Consider the following 18,064-nt stretch of genomic DNA (forward strand, 5'->3'; position numbering starts at 1 on the left):
TAGGGCCATGACCGACATCCTGATTGCCGATGATCATCCTCTTTTCCGCGCCGCCCTGCGTCAGGCGGTGGAGGCCAGTTTCAGCGAGGCCAGCATTCACGAAGCAGACTCGCTGGCGGCACTGGAACAAATCGGCCAGCAGGGGCAGCACTTCGATGTGATCCTGCTGGATCTGCACATGCCTGGCACCCACGGTTTTTCCGGGCTGATTTACCTGCGCGAGCAATATCGCAAGGTGCCACTGGTGGTAATCTCCGCCACCGAGGACGTGGACGTGATACAACGGGCGATCCATTTCGGCGCGGATGGTTTTATTCCCAAATCTGCCTCGGTGGATACCATGACCGAGGCCATGCGACAGATCATGGATGGCAAACAGTGGCTGCCGGAAAAGGCACGCCGGGCCATGCCGCCCACCCTGCCCGACCACACGGCCATGAAGGAACGTATCACCAGCCTGACACCACAACAGTTTCGGGTCATGGGCATGTTGATGGAAGGCATGCAGAACAAGGTCATTGCCTACGAGCTGGATGTTTCCGAAGCCACAATCAAGGCCCACATGACCGCCATCTTCCGCAAACTGGGCGTGCGCAATCGCACCCAGGCAGTGTTGGCGCTGAAAGATCTGGCCATTGATGCGCAAGGCGTGGAGGGTAATTAAGCGGGATCAGAGCCCCCCTGCTCTAAAACGCATGAGCCGCCAACCTGTGAGCGCAGCCTCATGCCGTTCGGCTAGGATTGGCTTTCCCGCGCGAGGATGAATTTCAACGCTTAATTTGCTCAAGCGCCCTGCGCAGCATGCCCTCGCTGATCGGCTTCTGCATGAAGCCCACGCCCTGCTCCCGGGCCCGAGCGCGCACTTGCGGGCGGCGATCCGCAGTCATCAGAATAGCCGGCACCACATCGTCCCAACAGGCATCCAGCGCGTCGATCACCTGAAAGCCGTCTTCCTGATCCAGCTGGTAGTCCACCAACAGTACATCCGGGGCCTCTGTCTGCCGGGCCAAGGCCACGGCTTCCTTGCTATCCACTGCGGCAATCGCTTCACAACCCAGAGACTCCAGCGCCGCCACCAGACTGGCCAGTAGCGGCCGGTCGTTGTCCACGCAGAACACGCGGGTACCGTGAATATCTCGGGGGGTGGCCGGTGTCTCGTCCTGTAACAGGGGCGGCGCCTCGCCCTGCGCCAGCGGCACGGTGACGCTGAATACCGTGCCGCGGCCGGGCCAGGAGCGCACCGTCAGGGCGTGGCCCAGCAACCGACAGATACGATCGGCAATGGCCAGCCCCAGGCCCAGGCCGCTGATCTGGCGGCCGCTGGGCTGGGGCAGTCGCTGGAACTCGCGGAAGATCTGTTCATGCTGTTCAGGGGGAATCCCCGGACCGGTATCCCAGACCTCGATGCGCACCTTACCGGCCTGGCGCCGGCAACCAAACAGGATGCGCCCGCCACCGGTGTAGCGAATGGCATTGGAAAGCAGGTTTTGCAGCACACGGCGCAGCAGGGCCTCATCGGTCTCCACCAGGGCGCTGCAAGGCACCTGGTGAAAGTCCAGTCCACTGGCCCGCGCCAGGGCATCGAACTCTTGCCCCAGGGTGCGCATCAGTGACGACAGCGGCATGGGCTGCACCCGGGCGGGCATGGTGCCGGTATCCAGTTTGCTGATTTCCAGTAACGCGGAAATGATCTGCTCGGCGGCCTGCAGGGAACTGTCGATGTGACCGAGCACTGCCTGTTCCGCCTGGAAGCCCTGGCCCGGTTCATCCCGGGATCTGAGCTGCTGGCGCAGGGAGGACGCAAACAGCTGGGCGGCATTGAGCGGTTGCATCAGGTCATGGCCGGCGGCGGCCAGAAAACGGGTCTTGCCCTCATTGGCCTCGGCCAGCCGATTATTCACATCGGACAGCTTGCGCGTGCGCTCAGCCACCATCTGCTCCAGGTTTTCATTAATCTGCAGCAGTGCCATCTCGTCGCGTTTGCGCTCGGTGATATCCATGTAGGTACTGACAAAGCCGCCCCCGACCATGGGCGTGCCACGCACCTCCACCACGATGCCGTTGGGCAGTTCGCGCTCGAACTGATGTGCATGGCCCTCACGCAACAGCTGCACGCGCTTGTGAACATCGGTCTCCAGATTTTCACCGTCGTAATAGCCACGCTCGGCGTTATAGCGGTAAACCTCTTCAATCGGCCGCCCCAGACGAATCAGCCCTTCCGGGTAATCGAAAAGACGCACATAGGCCTGATTCCAGGCCACCACATTCATTTGCCGATCCACCACACAGATACCCTGGCTGATGGTCTCGATGGTGGTTCGCAGTAATTGGTGATTGAACTGAATCAGCTCGGACGCCTCGTCCATCATGCGCACCACATCCGCATGACGGGTGTGCTGCTTGCTAAGCAGCGACCCCATGACGATGCGAGCGGTGGAGGCACCCATGGTGCCGGCCAGCAGGCGTTCCACATAGCGCACCAGGTGCAGCGGTGCCGGCAGCTCCAGCTCCTCGGAAACGCCACGGCGGCGCATGTAGTCAAAAAACAGTGGCCCGGCCCGCGGGCTGCCCAGTCCACGCTCGCAGACTTCCAGCAGCTCGGCGGTGGTAATCGACGGGTGGCCCATGCCCTCGCGCCACCAGTCAGTGGGCATATCCACAAAGCGGGTGGCCTGGGCTTCATCCAGGGCATCGGCGCGACTGCGCCGGGAAAAATAGATATAGGCCGCGGTGTTCAATGCCAGTGACCAGAACACCCCATGGGTCAGGGGCTCCAGCCCCTCAATGCCGAACAGGGCGTGGGGGCGCAGAACCCCCAGCCCCAGCAGGCCATGCTGGTTGAGGACCAGAACCCAGTCCTTGGGCAGCATCACCGGCAACAGCAGGCAGTACACCCAGACCGCAAAGCCCAGCAACAGGCCGATCAGGGCACCGTGTTTATGTCCGCGGCGCCAGTAGAGTGCGCCCAGCAGGGCCGGAGCAAACTGGGCTACGGCGGCAAAGGAGATCAGGCCGATGCGGGCCAGCCCCTGAAAATGATCGATCAGGGTATGAAACAGAAATGCCAGCCCCAGCAATAACACCACACTCAGACGCCGCAAAAACCGCAGCTGGCCACTCAGATCCGACAACTCGGCACGCCCCTGAATCCGGTACTGCACCCACACCGGCAACAGGATTTCATTGGTCAGCATGATGGCCAGTGCCACGGTGGACACGATCACCATGCCGGTGGCCGCGGCGATACCGCCGATGAAGGCAATCAGCGACATCAGTCCATTCCCTTCAGCCAGCGGCAGCGACAGCATATAGCTGTCCGCCTGGCCGATCAGCTGGGGCTGATTGATCATGCCCGCCGCCACCACCGGCAACACGAACAGGGCGAACAGGAACAGATACAGTGGCAACACCCAGCGGGTAGTACGCAGATGGCCCAGATCATTGTTTTCCACCACCCCGGCGTGGAACTGCCGGGGCAAACAGAGAATCGCCACCATGGATAACAACAGCGCCGTGACAAAACTCTGCGAGAACAGGGTCGGTTCAAAGGTGTGCAATACCGGTGGCCGACTGACCACCTGCTGCCACAGATCCCACGGACCATCGAATAGCCCGAACAGACAGAACAGGCCTACGACAAGAAAGGCCACCAGCTTGATAAAGGATTCGAAACTGACCGCCAGCATCAACCCGGACTGGTGCTCGGTGGCATCGATATGGCGAGTGCCGAACAACAGGGTAAAACCGGCCATCAGCGCCGCCACCAGCAGGGCGGTATTGACCCCCGCCGAGTGTCCATCGCCCACCACCCGTTCGAAGGACAAGGTCACCGCCTTGAGCTGCAGAGCGATGTAAGGCAGTACCCCGATGATCGCCACCAGGGTAACCAGTACCGCCAGCTGCCGGGATTTGCCGTAGCGGGCGGCGAGAAAATCCGCAATCGAGGTGATGTGGTGCTGCTGGCCCACCGACACCAGCTTGTAGATCAGCGAGCCCCCCAGCAGCACCGTGATAATCGGCCCCAGGTAGATGGGCAGATAATTCCAGCCGTTGGTCGCCGCTTCCCCCACCGCGCCGTAGTAGGTCCAGGAGGTGCAATAAACGCCCAGGCCCAGGCTGTAGGTCCAGGCATTGTTGACCAGGCGATGCCCACGTCGGGCGGCCCGGTCGCCCCACCAGGCAATCAGGAACAGTACCAGCACATAGCCCAGAGCCAGCAGCCCTAGCTGCCATAATGAGAACACCGCGCCTCCTCAGCCGCCTAGCGGGGTCTGTTCACCAGTGCCAGAACGCCTGGGCAAAACGCAACGCTACCGCCAGCCATAACAACGCCAGACCCGCACGCTGAATGCGAAATTCCGTGCTGGAAAGTGCCAGGCGGCGTTGCCAGAACAACAACAGCCCGCGGCCGTCCTCGGTGCGGCGCCAGTAACCACCATAGGCCAGCATCACCAGCACCAGTCCCACACTCAACAATCCTGATTGCAGATATACCATTATCTTTCTCTCCAGGCCCACCCTCAGTGAGGGGCGCTCTCCAGTTGTTGTAGCCGCAGGTACATGAGGCCGGCCATGATGGCATCACCGCGGGCGGTGTGGCGCTCCATGATCGGCACATCCAGGGCTTTTGCCATGGCTTCAAAACGCAGGTCCGGCTGCATGTCCGGCTGCCAGTAACGCCATTTACGCTGGTACAGCCCAGCCAGCTCGATCACCCGGTTGGGCAGGTCAAAGCCCATCAATGGCCGCAGATAACGGTTTATCACCGCCACGTCAAAGGCCACGCACCAGCCCACCAGTGGCCGGTTGCCGATAAAATCCAGCAACCGGGTCAGTGCCTCTTCCAGCGCCACGCCCTGATCCAGGTCCATGGGCCGCAGGCGGTGGATGCGAATGGAATCGGCGGCCAGGCTTTGCGGCGGCTGCAGATGCAGCTCCAGGGCACTACCGCTACATACCCGCTGCGGGCAGACCACCACCGCGCCGAGAGATACCAGCTCGGCCTGACGGTCCAGCCCGGTGGTTTCGCAATCGATGGCCACCACCTCGTTACCGTCATAGGGCGCGAACAAATGCTGGTAGGGGCCATGGCCGTGTAGATAACGGTCCATCCGCCGACGCAGCTGCTGCCACATGCCACTCATGCTGTGGGTTCCATTCAATACTCCAGGTGAAAACGCCGCGACAGGCGCTGCTTGAATTCATTGACCAGTTTGAGGGCATCACGCAACAGATCCCGCTCCAGCGATGACAGTTGCTGAAGCATGACCTGATTGCCGTGTACCGGCGGTTGCTCATCACGCCATTGGGCGAGCTGCTGCTTGAGGCGCAACTCGCTGAACAATTCCAGGGCTTCCTGCAGGTCTTCGCCGAAGGCAGCTTCCATGGCTCCGGCGGCCACCAGCTTTTTCAGCCGTGTGCTGGTGGAGGTATCACGGATGCCCTGCTCCAGGGCCATGGCACGCACCCCATGAATCAACGGAAACAGGCCGCCTTTCTTCACATCGATGCCGTGCCCGGATTTTTTCAGTTTGCCGAACAGGGTCAGCGGCGAGGAAAACTGCAGCACCGGGCGGGCAAAACGCTGAAGTAGCAACTGGTCATCACGGCAGCGCTCAAACAGGGCGTCGCGAACGCGCTCCAGCAGATCGACATCACCGGCCACCGCGTGGGCATCGAGAATGATGGTCAGACGCATGATCGCCTCGCCATCGCCCACATCCGCCCAGCGCAGAATTCGCTCGCGCCATTGCCGGGCGCTGCCACGCCAGTCCGGGTTGGAGACCATCACCCGGCCCGGGCAGGGCGGATAACCCAGCGTCTGCAAGGTCTCGCTGAAACGTTCCATGTCGCTGGCACAGTCCGGCCAGGACAGATGGTCAGCCAGGATCAGGCCATTGTCCTGGTCGGTCTTGAGCATCTGCTCGCCACGCCCTTCACTGCCCATCACCATCAGGCAGGCCCCGGCCAGCTTGTCCGCCGGCACGGTCATTTCAAACGCCTTGCTCATCAGCCGGGCATTGAGGGCGGCCAGCAGGTCCATGGCAAAGCGCATTTTCACCCCCTGGGCCATGAGGGTTTCCACCAACTCCGGCAGCCGGGCACTGGCCCGTGCCAGCGCCTCGAGATTCTCGGCTTTTTCCAGCTCCAGCCCGACCACGTAGGAGCGACTGGAGAAATAGCTGAGCACGTCCGCCAGCTCCACCACCCCGACGGCTTTCGCGTTATCCATTACCACCACCCGGGCAATCTTGTGGCGCGTCATGCGCACCAGCGCACTGAACAGATAGTCCTGCGGTGTGGCGGTAACCAGGTGAGACTCGGCCACATCACTGAGCGGTGTATCGACGCCCCGCTCTTCCAGTACCAGGGCGGTAAGAAGATCGGTCTTGGTGACAATGGCATAACGGCCCTGCTGCTCGATCAGCACACTATCAACGCCGTGCTGCTTGAGGGCCTCCACCGCCTGGCGCAACGAGCTGCCGGCGGCCATCACCAGTGGCTCGCGCATACAGTCGGCAATACGGGCCAGCATGAAGCCGGCCATGGTCACGCCGCCTTCGCGCTGCTCGGCCAGGCGCCGCCCCTTTTCCACCAGCCGTTGGCGAAAATAATCGGCAAACGCCGGTTCCTTTTCGCACAGGGAGATGAATGCCTGCGCGGCAATCAGGTAACACAGGGTTTGCTGTTCGGCACGGAACCGGTAACGGCTTTTGCCACTGATGACACTGATGGCCCCGAAGATGTCACCGCTGGTGTAGACACCCAGTCGTGCCCGTTCACTGGGCACCGCCACATCCAGCTCGGCAACACTGCCCTTGTGAACCACATAGACATGCCGGCTGCTTTCGCCGGCATCCAGAATGATTTCCCCTTCCTGAAAGTAGGCCAGATCGGCGCACCGCTGCAGGTGCTCGCGACCGGACTCGCTGAGCAGGGTGAAGGGGTAATGCTGAAGTTCGTCACTCATTGACTGGCCTGGCCTCCCTCCGGAAAAAAGGAAAGCCGGTGCGCCCTCCTCTGGCGCACCGGTTACTGCCAGCTTATCAGTGTGCCACGGCATGGCCAGCACCACGGGGGACACGAATGTCCTCAACGATATGCTGGATATGCTCCGGCGGCGGGGCGGTGACCCGGGAGACCGCAAAGGCCACCAGGAAATTGATGATCATGCCGAAGGTACCGATACCCTCCGGTGACACCCCGAACAGCCAGTGCTCGGCACTGTTCATGTCCGGCGCCACGAACTTGAAGTAGACGATATAGCTCAGCGTGAACAACAGCCCGGCCAGCATGCCGGCAATCGCCCCCTCCCGGTTCATGCGCTTGTAGAAGATGCCCATCAGGATCACCGGGAAGAAGCTGGAGGCGGCCAGCCCGAAGGCCAGTGCTACCACCTGCGCCACAAATCCGGGTGGATTGACCCCGAAGTAACCGGCCACGATGATCGCCACCACCGCCGCCAGGCGGGCGGCCAGCAGTTCCTGCTTCTCGGTGATATCCGGTTTCAGGGTTTTCTTGAGCAGATCGTGGGAAATGGCACTGGAAATCACCAGCAGCAACCCGGCCGCCGTGGACAGGGCCGCGGCTACCCCACCGGCGGCCACCAGGGCAATCACCCAGGCCGGCAGATTGCCGATTTCCGGGTTGGCCAGCACGATGATGTCGCGATCGATATAAACCTCGGAGTTGTTATCGGTGGGCGCGTTCTTGAGCATGCGCTCACCGTGGCTGCCCTGAACGTCCTTGCGGCTGCCCACGTAGTCCGGCTTGCCATCGAAGGGCGCGCCGGCACGCATCTGCACCTTGCCGTCACCGTTCTTGTCCATCCAGCCGATCAGGCCGGAATTTTCCCAGTTGTAGAACCAGCTTGGCAGTTTTTCGTACTGGGTTTCGTTAACGGTGTTGATCAGGTTCATGCGGGCAAACGCGCCCACCGCCGGTGCCGTGGTATACAGCAAGGCAATGAAGAACAGCGCCCAGCCGGCACTGATGCGAGCATCATGCACCTTGGGCACGGTGAAGAAGCGCACGATGACATGGGGCAAACCGGCAGTGCCAAACATCAGCGCCGCGGTGATGAAGAACACATCCATGGTCGACTTGGAGCCATCGGTATAGGCGGTGAAGCCCAGGTCCGTGACCACCTGATCCAGTTTCTGCAACAGGTAGACGCCGGTATCGTTGCCACTGGCATCCAGCATGGTGGCGCCGAAGCCGGTCTGCGGCAGCACATGGCCGGTCATCATGATAGACAGGAACACCGCCGGCACCAGGAAGGCAAAGATCAGCACGCAATACTGCGCCACCTGGGTATAGGTAATGCCCTTCATGCCCCCCAGCACCGCGTAGAAAAACACGATGGCCATGCCGATCACCACGCCCACATTCACATCCACTTCCAGAAAGCGGGCAAACACGATACCGGTGCCGCGCATCTGCCCGGCCACATAGGTAAAGGACACGAAGATCACGCAGATCACCGCCACCGTTCTCGCCACATTGGAGTAGTAACGATCACCGATAAAATCCGGCACCGTAAACTTGCCGAACTTTCTCAGATAGGGGGCCAGCAGCATGGCCAGCAGCACATAACCGCCGGTCCAGCCCATCAGGTAGACCGAGGCATCATAGCCGGCATAGGCGATGATGCCCGCCATGGAAATGAAGGATGCCGCCGACATCCAGTCCGCCGCCGTGGCGGCGCCATTGGCCATGGGTGAAACCCCGCCCCCGGCCACATAGAACTCCTTGGTGGAGCCGGCCCGCGACCAGATGGCGATACCGATATAGAGCGCAAAGGAGGCGCCCACGAAAAGATAAGTCAGAGTCTGGATATCCATGATTAAGTCTCCCGCCTTCAGCGTTATTCTTCGTGGACGTCAAATTTGCGGTCGAGCTTGTTCATGGAATACGCGTACATGACGATCAGCACCAGAAAGGTGTAGATCGTGCCCTGCTGCGCAAACCAGAAACCGAGCTTGAAGCCGAAGAAGTGAATGTGATTGAGCGCGTCAACGAACAACACGCCGCAGCCGTAGGAAACGACAAACCAGATCACCAGATAGGTGATGATCAGCCTGACGTTGGCGGCCCAGTAGGCCCGTGCGTTTTCTTCTTTCATAACTGACCCCTTTGATCCTCGGAACACCATCCATTGACTGGATTTCATCCAAGACTAGCCAAAGGAACCTGGGCGCACAGTATGACTTTAGTCGAAGCCCGGTCGGGCCATGTGTGCTCACGCACAGAGGGGAGAGATAACGCTGTGCAGTATTGCGCAATAGAGTAGAATACCGGCCTGCGCCAGGATGGCGATCAGCCCGCAGAGGCATGACCATAACAACGACCAGGCGATGGAATGAAACGACTCTGGCTTTTTTTGGGGATACTGTTGCTGGTACTGGCGATACCGGTGGCGCTGCTTTTTGTCTATCCGAACCCGAACCAGTGGCAACAGGTACCAGCCCAGCCCGCGGCGCAACCGGGGCAGGTCACGGTCACCTGGCTGGGCACCGCCACCCTGTTGATCAGTGACGGCAAGACCCACCTGCTTACGGACGGGTATTTCACCCGCTCCAGCCTGGACCAGATTCTGCTCTCCGACCTGTCCTCGGACCCCCAGCGTATTCAACAGGGGCTCAAACAGGCGCACATCGACAACCTGGATGCGGTGATGGTGCTGCATTCGCACTTCGACCATGCCATGGACAGCGCTCGGGTTGCCGAGCTTACCGGTGCCCGCCTGCTTGGCTCGCACTCCACCGCCATGACCGCCAAAGGCGCACATCTGGATGATCACCGGGTGACCACCGTGGACGTGCACAAGCCTTACCACTTTGGTGACTTTACTGTCACCTTCGTGCCCGCCCGGCACGTGCCGCTGCCCGCGCCGGTGGAAGCCCTGACCGGCAAGGGGCAGATCCACCAGCCACTGGAACAGCCGGCACCGGTGGGTGCCTGGCAGGAAGGCCACTGCTACGCGCTGGTCATTCAGCACCCCAACGGCAGCCTGCTGATACAGGGCAGCGCCGGTGATGTGGCCGGGGCACTGGACTATTACCGGGCCGACTATGCCTTCGTGGCCAGCGCCAGCCTGGGCAAACAGAGTGAGCATTATCAGAAGACCTTCATGGACAACACCGTCAATGCGGTGCATGCCCGCACGGTGATTCCGATCCACTGGGACAATTTCTTTGCACCGCTCAGTGCCAACGTCAAGCCCCTGCCCCTGCTGCTGGACAACATGGACAAGTCGTTCCGGGCCATCACGTCACATTTCCAGGGGGATTTTCAGGTGCTGCCGCCGACCCACACCATGACGCTCACGCCGCCTGCCGGGCCTGCTCCAGCACCGCCCGGATCTGCCCCGGCACGGTAAGCCGCTTGACCTGCTCCAGCAGCATCGCGGCCTCCGGCCAGCGCCGGCGCAGATAACTCAACCACTGCTTGATGCGCCCGGCCACCTGGGCATCGGTGCCACTACCGTCCACGTCGTCGATAAAAGTCACCAGCACCGGCAATACCGACGCCCAATCGCCGGCCTGCCGGCCTCGCAATCGGTCCACCAGCAAAGGGTCGGCTACCGCGCCACGTCCGAGCATCAGATCCTGGCAGCCGCTTTCCTGTCGGCAGCGCCATGCATCCTCCGGGCGCCAGATTTCGCCATTGGCAATCACCGGCAATGACACCGCCTGGCGCAGCAATCCAATGCGATCCCAGTAGGCCGGCGGTCGATAGCCCTGGCGCTTGGTGCGCCCGTGTACCGTCAGCCAGGCCGCACCGGCCGCCTCCACCGCCTGGGCATTCTCGGTGGCGAGGCCGTCATCCTCGTTCCCCAGGCGCATCTTTACCGACACCGGAATGGTCGCCGGCACCGCATCACGCACGGCCCGGGTCACCTGGTAAACCAGCGCCGGCTCATCCAGCAATACCGCGCCACCGCGATGCCGATTCACGGTTTTGGCGGGGCAACCGAAGTTCAGATCAATGGCCGGCGCCCCCAGCGACACCGCCCGCACGGCATTGTCGGCCACGCAGACCGGGTCCGAGCCCAGCAGCTGCAGGTGCACCGGGGTACCGGAGCGAGTGCGAGCGCCACGGCGAAGCTCCGGGCACCAGCGGTAGAACACCCGCGGCGGCAGCAGCTCGCCACTGACGCGCACGAACTCGCTGACACACCAGTCGTAATCACCGTGATCGGTGAGGGTCTGCCGGACCCAGAAGTCCGCCAGGCCCTCCATGGGGGCAAGGATCAGTTTCATGGCGCGCATTCTACCCGACATCATTGAACAAAAGCGTCATTGCGCCGCGCCACCGGGCCATCAATACTGCCGGTCATGTGGACAACCGAATTGCGCCCGCGCTTCAGCGAGACTGATGCACTGGGTCACATCAACAACACCGTGTTGCCGGTCTGGTTCATGGAAGCCCGGGAGCCGGTGCTGCGCCTGTTTTCGCCAACACTGGGCCGGGACGGTAACAATGCCCTGGCGGTGGTGCGCATGGAGGTGGATTTTCACGCCGAAACCCTGTTCGGCAGCCCGGTGACCATTACCACCGGCATCGGCGAGCTGGGAAACCGGTCTTTCCAGGTGATCCAGGAGGCTTGGCAGAACCAGGTGCTGACCGCCCGCGGCGTGGCCACCCTGGTCAGTTTTGATACCCGTGAACGACGCAGCCAGCCGCTCACGGCATCACTGCGGGCACAGCTACAGGCCCATCAGGTAGCGGATCAGAAAGACAGGGAAGAGGAAGGAGCCCCCGCCGGCCGCGCAGGCAAGACGCCATAGCTTAGGAGATCAGAGGAAGAAGCTGCCTGCGAACTCCGGCGGGTATTCCACTATACGCACGGCCGGGGAAACGGTGGAAGCCTCTGATTAGAACCATTTGGAATCAATCCGCCGGATTCATTCCCGCCCTTACCCTCCCCTTTATTTTCAATTAGTTAGTAATTGTGTGTGAGCACACACATACACTTTGCCCAGCAATGCCATGGGGATTTTTCCGACCACGGGCACTACCATGCGGCCATGGCAATTGATTCACCCTCGCCGGTGCATTACTGTTGCCGCCGGCTACCCTGCCCCGTTAGCGGGCAGTTGTGAATCGCCCAAGGAGACCGTCATGGCCAAAAGTGCCACACCGCCCCTGGAAACCTCTCTGGACAACCTGGAAGCGCTGGTCGAGCGCATGGAATCCGGCGAATTGACGCTGGAAGAGTCCCTGCAGGCCTTCGAGCAAGGCGTGCGGCTGTCGCGGCAATGCCAGCAGGCCCTGCAGCAGGCCGAACAGAAAGTGCGCATCCTGCTGGAACAGAATAACGAGGCGGAACCGGCGCCCTTTAGCGGCGACAGCGATGAGCAGTAGTTTTCCGGCCCTGGACCGGCTTGGCGACGACGCCCGCGTTCGCCTGGAACAAACCCTGGATCAGCACCTGCCCCTGGACAGCGCCGCACCGAGGCTGAGCGACGCCATGCGCTATGCGGCCCTGAGCGGCGGCAAGCGCATCCGCCCGCTGCTGGTCTACGGCGCCGCCCGCCTGGCCGGCGCCACGCTTGGCCAGGCGGATATTCCCGCCGCTGCGGTGGAAATGGTGCATGCCTACTCACTGGTGCATGACGACCTGCCGGCCATGGACGATGACGACCTGCGCCGCGGACAGCCCACCTGCCATCGGGCCTTTGACGAGGCCACGGCCATCCTGGCCGGCGATACCCTGCACACCCGCGCCTTTGAATTGCTGGCCAGCGCCGGCGATTACCCGCCCGCCACCCGTATCACCATGGTGCAGCGGCTGTGCGAGGCCGCTGGCGTCAACGGCATGGCCGCCGGCCAGATGCAGGATATGCTGGCCCATGGCCGGGTTCAGACCCTGGCCGCCCTGGAAGCCATGCACTATCTGAAAACCGGCCGCCTGATCACTGCCAGCCTGCAACTGGGCTACCTGGCCGCCCAGGTGGATCAGCCCACCCTGCTGCAGGACCTGTGCACCTATGGCGACGCCATTGGCCTGGCGTTCCAGATTCAGGATGACATTCTCGATATCACCGCCGGCACCGAGCAGCTGGGCAAACCGGCCGGTTCCGACGAGAAACACCAGAAAAGCACCTTCCCGTCGCTACTGGGTCTGGAACCCAGCCGCCAGCGAGCCAGTCAACTGTGTGAGACGGCACAACAGGCGCTGGCCGGCTATGGCGACAGCGCCCTGCCCCTGCAACAACTGGCGCAATACATCATCAGCCGCAATCACTGACGATTGACCCCTTGCCCCGGTATACTTGACTCAGTCACGCATCACTATCATCAGGCCGATTTCATGCCCAGGACGTTTACCCAGATTCCGCTGACGCGCCCCAACACGCCCCTGCTGGACAGCATCAACAGGCCCGCGGACCTGCGCCGTCTGCCGGCGGCACAGCTGGGCCCGCTGGCCGATGAGCTGCGTGAATACCTGCTTTACGCCGTCGGCCAGGCCGGTGGCCACTTCGGCGCCGGCCTGGGCGTGGTGGAGCTGACCATCGCCCTGCACTACTTGTACAACACCCCGGACGACCGCCTGGTGTGGGATGTGGGCCACCAGTGCTACCCGCACAAGATTCTCACCGGGCGCCGCGAGGGCCTGCTCAACATTCGCCAGCAGGACGGCCTGTCCGGTTTTCCCAAGCGCAGTGAGTCCGAATACGACACCTTCGGCGTGGGCCACTCCTCCACCTCCATCAGCGCCGCCCTGGGCATGGCCCTGGGCGCGGAGATGGCCGGTAGCGACCGCCGGGCCGTGGCCATCATCGGCGACGGCGCCATGACCGCCGGCCAAGCCTTCGAGGCACTCAGCCACGCGGCCCACACGCGCTCCAACCTGCTGGTGGTACTCAACGACAACAACATGTCGATTTCCCACAACGTGGGGGGCTTGGCCAATTATTTCGCCCGGGTCTGGGCCTCCAAGAGCTATATCGCCCTGCGCGAGGGCGGCAAGAAGGTCCTGTCGGCGATGCCCGCGGCCTGGGATTTCGTGCGCCGCACCGAAGAAAGCATGAAGAACATGGTCAGCCCGGACATGTTGTTCGAGTCCATCGGCTTCAACTACATCGGCCCCATCGATGGCCACAACATCGAGGAGCTGGTGCGCACCCTGCGCAACATGCAGCACCTGGAAGGTCCGCAACTGCTGCACGTCTACACCACCAAGGGCAAGGGCTTCGCCCAGGCGGAACTGGACCCGGTGGGCTACCACGCCATCAACAAGATCGAACCCAAGCCCAAGGTGCAGGTGGCGGTGCCGGCCAAGCCGAAAAGCCCCAAATACCAGGAAATCTTCGGCCGCTGGCTATGCGATATGGCAGCCAGGGACCCGCGTCTGGTCGGCATTACCCCGGCCATGTGCGAAGGTTCCGGCATGGTGGAATTCAGCCAGCGCTTTGCCGACCGTTACCACGACGTGGCCATCTGCGAACAACATGCGGTGACCCTGGCCGCCGGGCTGGCCTGCGAAAAGCAGAAGCCGGTGGTGGCCATCTACTCCACCTTTCTGCAACGCGGCTACGACCAGCTGATCCATGACGTGGCCCTGCAGGATCTGGATGTGACCTTTGCCCTGGACCGCGCGGGCCTGGTGGGCGAAGACGGCGCCACCCACGGTGGTGTGTTTGATCTGGCCTACCTGCGCACCGTGCCCAACATGGTGATTGCCGCCCCCTCGGACGAAAACGAGTGCCGCCAGCTGCTCTACAGTGCCTATCAGCACAATGGTCCGGCGGCGGTGCGCTACCCCCGTGGGACCGGCCCGGGCGTCGCCACGGAAGAAACCATGACCGCCCTGCCCCTGGGCCAGTCACGCACCCTGCAAACCGGCAAGGACGTGGCCATTCTGGCCTTTGGCGCACTGACGCCGGCGGCCCAGGAAGCCGGCAAGGCCCTCAATGCCACGGTCATCGACATGCGCTGGGTGAAGCCCCTGGACCGGGACGCGATCATGGCCGCCGCCGCTCAACACCGTCTGCTGGTCACCGTGGAAGACCATCAGCTGATGGGCGGTGCCGGCTCGGCGGTCAATGAATTGCTGTTGCAGGAGGGAGTGCAGATACCGGTACTCAACCTGGCCCTGCCGGACCACTTTATCCACCACGGCAAGCGCGATGCCCTGCTGGCCCAGGCCGGGCTGGACAGCGCCAGCATTGAGCGGCGCATCCGCGAGCGCCTGGACAGTCAGGCCAGCCTGCGCGAAGCGCCCTAGGGCGGGCCCTAGTCAGACGAGCTCTTGCCCAGGCCGCTGTCCTTGTCCGGGGGGCCGGTTTCGTCACGTACCAGCCGCACCGGTTGCTTTGGCTGGAAGAAACTCCAGCAGTCGCGACCGCGCTGCTTGGCGCTGTAGAGCGCCTGGTCCGCGGCCTCCAGCAATTCCAGCGGCTGGCCCGGTGAGCGTGGCGTCAGGGTGGCTACCCCTACGCTGACGGTGACCACGTCCCGGTGCTGGTTCCAGTGATGGGGCAGGCCCAACGCCCGGATCGCCGCACATAACCGTGAAGCCAGCACCCGGGCTTCCTGCTCGCCGGTGCGCGGGTACAGCAGCACGAACTCTTCACCGCCGAAACGGGCCACCAGATCGCCCCCTCGACGGGCATAGCGCTTGAACTCCGCCGCCAGCGCCTGCAGACACCGGTCGCCCTGCAGGTGGCCGTAATGGTCGTTGTAGTCCTTGAAACAATCCACATCCACCAGCATCAGCGCCAGCGGCTCCTGATTACGCAGGCAGCGGCGCCACTCGCGCTCCAGCTCTTCATCAAACAGGCGCCGGTTGGCCAGGCCGGTGAGGCTGTCCTGGCGACTGAGACGATGCAGACGCTCGGCCATGGCCTGGGTACGCCGTTGCTGGGTGATCACCTGCCGCTGGTTGAAGAACAGCATCCGGTCGCGCACCTCGGTGGTGTAGCACAGGAACATGCTTAACAGGCTGATGCCGGTATAGGTGCGGTTCATCACCAGCCAGTCCACCCCCTGGCCCAGGGTTTCCGCCACCAGCAGCCCCAGCAGGCCGCCGCCCCAGCCGGCCAGCATGGCCACCGGGAAACGTAACCCCACCATGGCGTAAACGATGACCAATGCGTAGATGACACTGGTCTGGGCCAGCTGCCCGGAAGGCTGATGGCCAATGAAACCGGGGATGGCCACCGACACGGCCACCGCCAGAAAACTGCCGATGCCGGCATAGACAGGGAAATAGCGGTCCAGCGCCCGGATCTGTGCCAGGCAACCGGCGATCAGCACGATGATGCCCACCCAGATATACCAGGCCAGCCAGGGCCCGCGGATGGGGTCCGACGCCATGCTGTAGATGCCGCTGATCAGCAGGATGTAGAGCAGCAGGATATAGAAAGCATTAATGCGGAAGGCCGACACGGCCTGCTGGCATTGATAACGGCGATAAGACAGCTCCAGCCGGTGCGGAAACCGCAACCAGCGCAAACCGGGTGAAACCACCCGACGGGAGCGTGGGTCCTGGTCGAGCATGAGCAAATCCTTTGCGCATTAAAGCCTGATTCAGGCTAATTCCTGCCCGCTTTCAGTGCGAAACTTTTCGACCCAACGGTACCATCGTCACGACATCAGGCGGTCAGCCCCGGCCATTGCCACAGCATCAGCTGCAACACCAGGGCCGCGTAGACCCCGGCCAGCAGGTCATCGACCATGATGCCCAGCCCCCCTTCCACGTGGCGATCCAGCCAGCTGATCGGCCAGGGCTTGATGATGTCGAACACCCGAAACAGCACAAACCCGGCCAGCGCCGTCCAGGGGCTTACCGGCACGGCAATCATGGTGATCATCAACCCGGCGATCTCGTCCCAGACGATACCCGGATGATCATGCACATTCATGTCATGGGACGTCTTGCCGCACAGGTAGGGCCCCACGGCAATGATCAACACAGTGGCCAGCAAATAGCCCCACAGGGGCAGCTGGGCACACAGCCACCAGATCGGCAGGGCTGCCAGGGTGCCGAAGGTCCCCGGGGCGATGGGCGCCAGCCCGGAGCCAAAACCGAAAGCGAGAAAATGCACCGGGTTGCTCATCCGCGGTCGCTGGAATTCCATGCCTTGTCCTTATTCTGATCAGAAGTGCTGCCAGCCGGAGGCCGTCAACGGATGTTCCGTGCCGTCATCGCCGCGCATGCGCAGGCCCGGGTGCGACTGAATCTCGCCAATCACATGGCTGCCTGCCGGTACCGGCGCCCGGGCCGCCTGGGTAAACAGCAAAAGGTAATCATCGCCGGCCTGCAAGGCCCGGGACAAGCGCATGGCCGGTGCCAGCGCCGAAAGCGCCGGCGATTTGGCCAGCAGTGTCATCAGGGCCGGCTCATGCAAACAGGCCCCCAGATCGCCGGAGGCCTTGAGCACATGGACCAGATCCGCCAGCAACCCGTCGGAAATATCGATGGCGGCATGGGCCTGGCCCCGCAGGGCACGCCCCAGGACGAGTTGGGGAGCCGGCCGGCAAAGTCGCGCCACCGCCGGGCCATCACGGCGACCGGCCTGCCACTGGTTGAGCCCTTCACCGGCTTCGCCGGGCACGCCGCCGACCAGAATCCTGTCACCGGCGCGGGCCCCGTCGCGGCGCAGCGCCTGACCCGGCGGCACGGCACCGGTAGCCTGGATCGACACGGACAGTGGCCCGCGGGTCACATCCCCGCCCACCAGACTGATGCCACTGGCGTCGGCGAGCGCAAACAGGCCGGCGCTGAATGCCTCCAGCCAGGGCTCGTCCACGTCAGGTAACGTCAGGGAAAGCAGAAACCAGAGCGGCTCGGCACCCATGGCGGCCAGGTCCGACAGGTTCACTGCCAGGCAACGGTAACCGATGTCCGCCGCCGGCATGTCTTCGGGGAAATGACGCCCTGCCAGACTGGTGTCCTGGGTCATGACCAGCTGCTGGCCGGCGGGGGGCGTCAGCAGGGCCGCATCGTCTCCCGGCCCCAGCACCACGCTGTCGCTCTGGGCGTGATGGAAATAACGGCGGATGAGGGAAAACTCATCCAGCATGCCCGGCCTCCCGGGCCAGCCGGCAGACC

Annotated in this window: 16 protein-coding genes; 6 read left to right on the forward strand and 10 right to left on the reverse strand. The window is 62.7% G+C overall.

The annotated features are described in order from the left end of the window. The first annotated feature begins 7 nt into the window (after window positions 1-7). Window positions 8-664: a response regulator transcription factor gene (locus A11A3_RS00265; protein WP_008927245.1), complete on the forward strand. Its 657-nt coding sequence runs from the start codon at window positions 8-10 to the stop codon at window positions 662-664. 103 nt (window positions 665-767) lie between these two features. On the opposite strand, the gene A11A3_RS00270 is transcribed toward A11A3_RS00265, so the two are convergent. The 6 genes from A11A3_RS00270 to A11A3_RS00295 form a co-directional block, all read right to left on the reverse strand. Further along, window positions 768-4,244, reverse strand: coding sequence for a hybrid sensor histidine kinase/response regulator (locus tag A11A3_RS00270; protein ID WP_008927246.1), 3,477 nt, complete (start codon window positions 4,242-4,244; stop codon window positions 768-770). 31 nt (window positions 4,245-4,275) lie between these two features. Beyond that, a complete protein-coding gene (locus tag A11A3_RS00275) occupies window positions 4,276-4,497 on the reverse strand; it encodes a hypothetical protein (protein WP_040296538.1) in 222 nt (73 codons plus the stop codon). A gap of 23 nt (window positions 4,498-4,520) precedes the next feature. Further along, complete coding sequence (locus A11A3_RS00280) at window positions 4,521-5,144, reverse strand: 3'-5' exonuclease (protein WP_008927248.1); 624 nt, start codon at window positions 5,142-5,144, stop codon at window positions 4,521-4,523. 14 nt (window positions 5,145-5,158) lie between these two features. After that, window positions 5,159-6,970, reverse strand: coding sequence for a DUF294 nucleotidyltransferase-like domain-containing protein (locus tag A11A3_RS00285; RefSeq protein ID WP_008927249.1), 1,812 nt, complete (start codon window positions 6,968-6,970; stop codon window positions 5,159-5,161). A 76-nt stretch (window positions 6,971-7,046) separates the two neighbouring features. Continuing rightward, window positions 7,047-8,843: a sodium:solute symporter family protein gene (locus A11A3_RS00290; RefSeq protein WP_008927250.1), complete on the reverse strand. Its 1,797-nt coding sequence runs from the start codon at window positions 8,841-8,843 to the stop codon at window positions 7,047-7,049. 23 nt (window positions 8,844-8,866) lie between these two features. After that, entirely contained in the window at window positions 8,867-9,124 is a 258-nt protein-coding gene (locus A11A3_RS00295) for a DUF4212 domain-containing protein (protein ID WP_008927251.1), read from the reverse strand. Window positions 9,125-9,361: 237 nt separating this feature from the next. Here A11A3_RS00295 and A11A3_RS00300 point away from each other — a divergent pair, with 237 nt between their 5' ends. After that, window positions 9,362-10,381, forward strand: a complete 1,020-nt coding sequence (locus A11A3_RS00300) for an MBL fold metallo-hydrolase (protein ID WP_051011718.1) — start codon at window positions 9,362-9,364, stop codon at window positions 10,379-10,381. Here A11A3_RS00300 and A11A3_RS00305 read toward each other — a convergent pair. Beyond that, window positions 10,326-11,273 carry a tRNA dihydrouridine synthase gene (locus tag A11A3_RS00305; protein WP_008927253.1) on the reverse strand — a complete coding sequence of 316 codons (948 nt, stop codon included), beginning with the start codon at window positions 11,271-11,273 and terminating at the stop codon, window positions 10,326-10,328. The two genes, A11A3_RS00300 and A11A3_RS00305, sit on opposite strands and share 56 nt — an antisense overlap. A 66-nt stretch (window positions 11,274-11,339) precedes the next feature. Here A11A3_RS00305 and A11A3_RS00310 point away from each other — a divergent pair, with 66 nt between their 5' ends. The 4 genes from A11A3_RS00310 to dxs all read left to right on the forward strand — a co-directional run bounded on the left by A11A3_RS00310 (window position 11,340) and on the right by dxs (window position 15,235). Beyond that, on the forward strand, window positions 11,340-11,792 hold the full coding sequence (locus A11A3_RS00310) for an acyl-CoA thioesterase (protein ID WP_040296540.1): 453 nt from the start codon (window positions 11,340-11,342) through the stop codon (window positions 11,790-11,792). Between the two features lie 334 nt (window positions 11,793-12,126). Next, the gene (xseB, locus tag A11A3_RS00315; RefSeq protein WP_008927255.1) at window positions 12,127-12,369 is read left to right on the forward strand and encodes an exodeoxyribonuclease VII small subunit; all 243 of its coding nucleotides are present in this window, start codon (window positions 12,127-12,129) and stop codon (window positions 12,367-12,369) included. Further along, on the forward strand, window positions 12,359-13,255 hold the full coding sequence (locus A11A3_RS00320; protein ID WP_008927256.1) for a polyprenyl synthetase family protein: 897 nt from the start codon (window positions 12,359-12,361) through the stop codon (window positions 13,253-13,255). Before xseB ends, A11A3_RS00320 begins: the two co-directional genes overlap by 11 nt. A gap of 63 nt (window positions 13,256-13,318) precedes the next feature. Further along, entirely contained in the window at window positions 13,319-15,235 is a 1,917-nt protein-coding gene (dxs, locus tag A11A3_RS00325; RefSeq protein ID WP_008927257.1) for a 1-deoxy-D-xylulose-5-phosphate synthase, read from the forward strand. 8 nt (window positions 15,236-15,243) lie between these two features. On the opposite strand, the gene A11A3_RS00330 is transcribed toward dxs, so the two are convergent. From A11A3_RS00330 to thiL, 3 genes are all read right to left on the reverse strand, one after another. Then, on the reverse strand, window positions 15,244-16,509 hold the full coding sequence (locus A11A3_RS00330; protein WP_008927258.1) for a GGDEF domain-containing protein: 1,266 nt from the start codon (window positions 16,507-16,509) through the stop codon (window positions 15,244-15,246). 95 nt (window positions 16,510-16,604) lie between these two features. Next, window positions 16,605-17,090, reverse strand: coding sequence for a phosphatidylglycerophosphatase A family protein (locus tag A11A3_RS00335; RefSeq protein ID WP_008927259.1), 486 nt, complete (start codon window positions 17,088-17,090; stop codon window positions 16,605-16,607). Window positions 17,091-17,108: 18 nt separating this feature from the next. Next, window positions 17,109-18,035: a thiamine-phosphate kinase gene (thiL, locus tag A11A3_RS00340; protein ID WP_008927260.1), complete on the reverse strand. Its 927-nt coding sequence runs from the start codon at window positions 18,033-18,035 to the stop codon at window positions 17,109-17,111. Window positions 18,036-18,064: the final 29 nt, after the last annotated feature.

It is taken from the genome of Alcanivorax hongdengensis A-11-3, assembly GCF_000300995.1.
GTDB classification, from domain to species: domain Bacteria; phylum Pseudomonadota; class Gammaproteobacteria; order Pseudomonadales; family Alcanivoracaceae; genus Alcanivorax; species Alcanivorax hongdengensis.

Excerpts from the sequence above, each read along its gene's own strand:
- A11A3_RS00265 (WP_008927245.1), top strand. The coding sequence starts at position 8 with ATGACCGACATCCTGATTGCCGATGATCATCCTCTTTTCCGCGCCGCC.
- A11A3_RS00275 (WP_040296538.1), bottom strand. The coding sequence starts at position 4,497 with ATGGTATATCTGCAATCAGGATTGTTGAGTGTGGGACTGGTGCTGGTG.
- A11A3_RS00280 (WP_008927248.1), bottom strand. The coding sequence starts at position 5,144 with ATGAGTGGCATGTGGCAGCAGCTGCGTCGGCGGATGGACCGTTATCTA.
- A11A3_RS00285 (WP_008927249.1), bottom strand. The coding sequence starts at position 6,970 with ATGAGTGACGAACTTCAGCATTACCCCTTCACCCTGCTCAGCGAGTCC.
- A11A3_RS00290 (WP_008927250.1), bottom strand. The coding sequence starts at position 8,843 with ATGGATATCCAGACTCTGACTTATCTTTTCGTGGGCGCCTCCTTTGCG.
- A11A3_RS00295 (WP_008927251.1), bottom strand. The coding sequence starts at position 9,124 with ATGAAAGAAGAAAACGCACGGGCCTACTGGGCCGCCAACGTCAGGCTG.
- A11A3_RS00300 (WP_051011718.1), top strand. The coding sequence starts at position 9,362 with ATGAAACGACTCTGGCTTTTTTTGGGGATACTGTTGCTGGTACTGGCG.
- A11A3_RS00305 (WP_008927253.1), bottom strand. The coding sequence starts at position 11,273 with ATGCGCGCCATGAAACTGATCCTTGCCCCCATGGAGGGCCTGGCGGAC.
- A11A3_RS00310 (WP_040296540.1), top strand. The coding sequence starts at position 11,340 with ATGTGGACAACCGAATTGCGCCCGCGCTTCAGCGAGACTGATGCACTG.
- xseB (WP_008927255.1), top strand. The coding sequence starts at position 12,127 with ATGGCCAAAAGTGCCACACCGCCCCTGGAAACCTCTCTGGACAACCTG.
- A11A3_RS00320 (WP_008927256.1), top strand. The coding sequence starts at position 12,359 with ATGAGCAGTAGTTTTCCGGCCCTGGACCGGCTTGGCGACGACGCCCGC.
- dxs (WP_008927257.1), top strand. The coding sequence starts at position 13,319 with ATGCCCAGGACGTTTACCCAGATTCCGCTGACGCGCCCCAACACGCCC.
- A11A3_RS00330 (WP_008927258.1), bottom strand. The coding sequence starts at position 16,509 with ATGCTCGACCAGGACCCACGCTCCCGTCGGGTGGTTTCACCCGGTTTG.
- A11A3_RS00335 (WP_008927259.1), bottom strand. The coding sequence starts at position 17,090 with ATGGAATTCCAGCGACCGCGGATGAGCAACCCGGTGCATTTTCTCGCT.
- thiL (WP_008927260.1), bottom strand. The coding sequence starts at position 18,035 with ATGCTGGATGAGTTTTCCCTCATCCGCCGTTATTTCCATCACGCCCAG.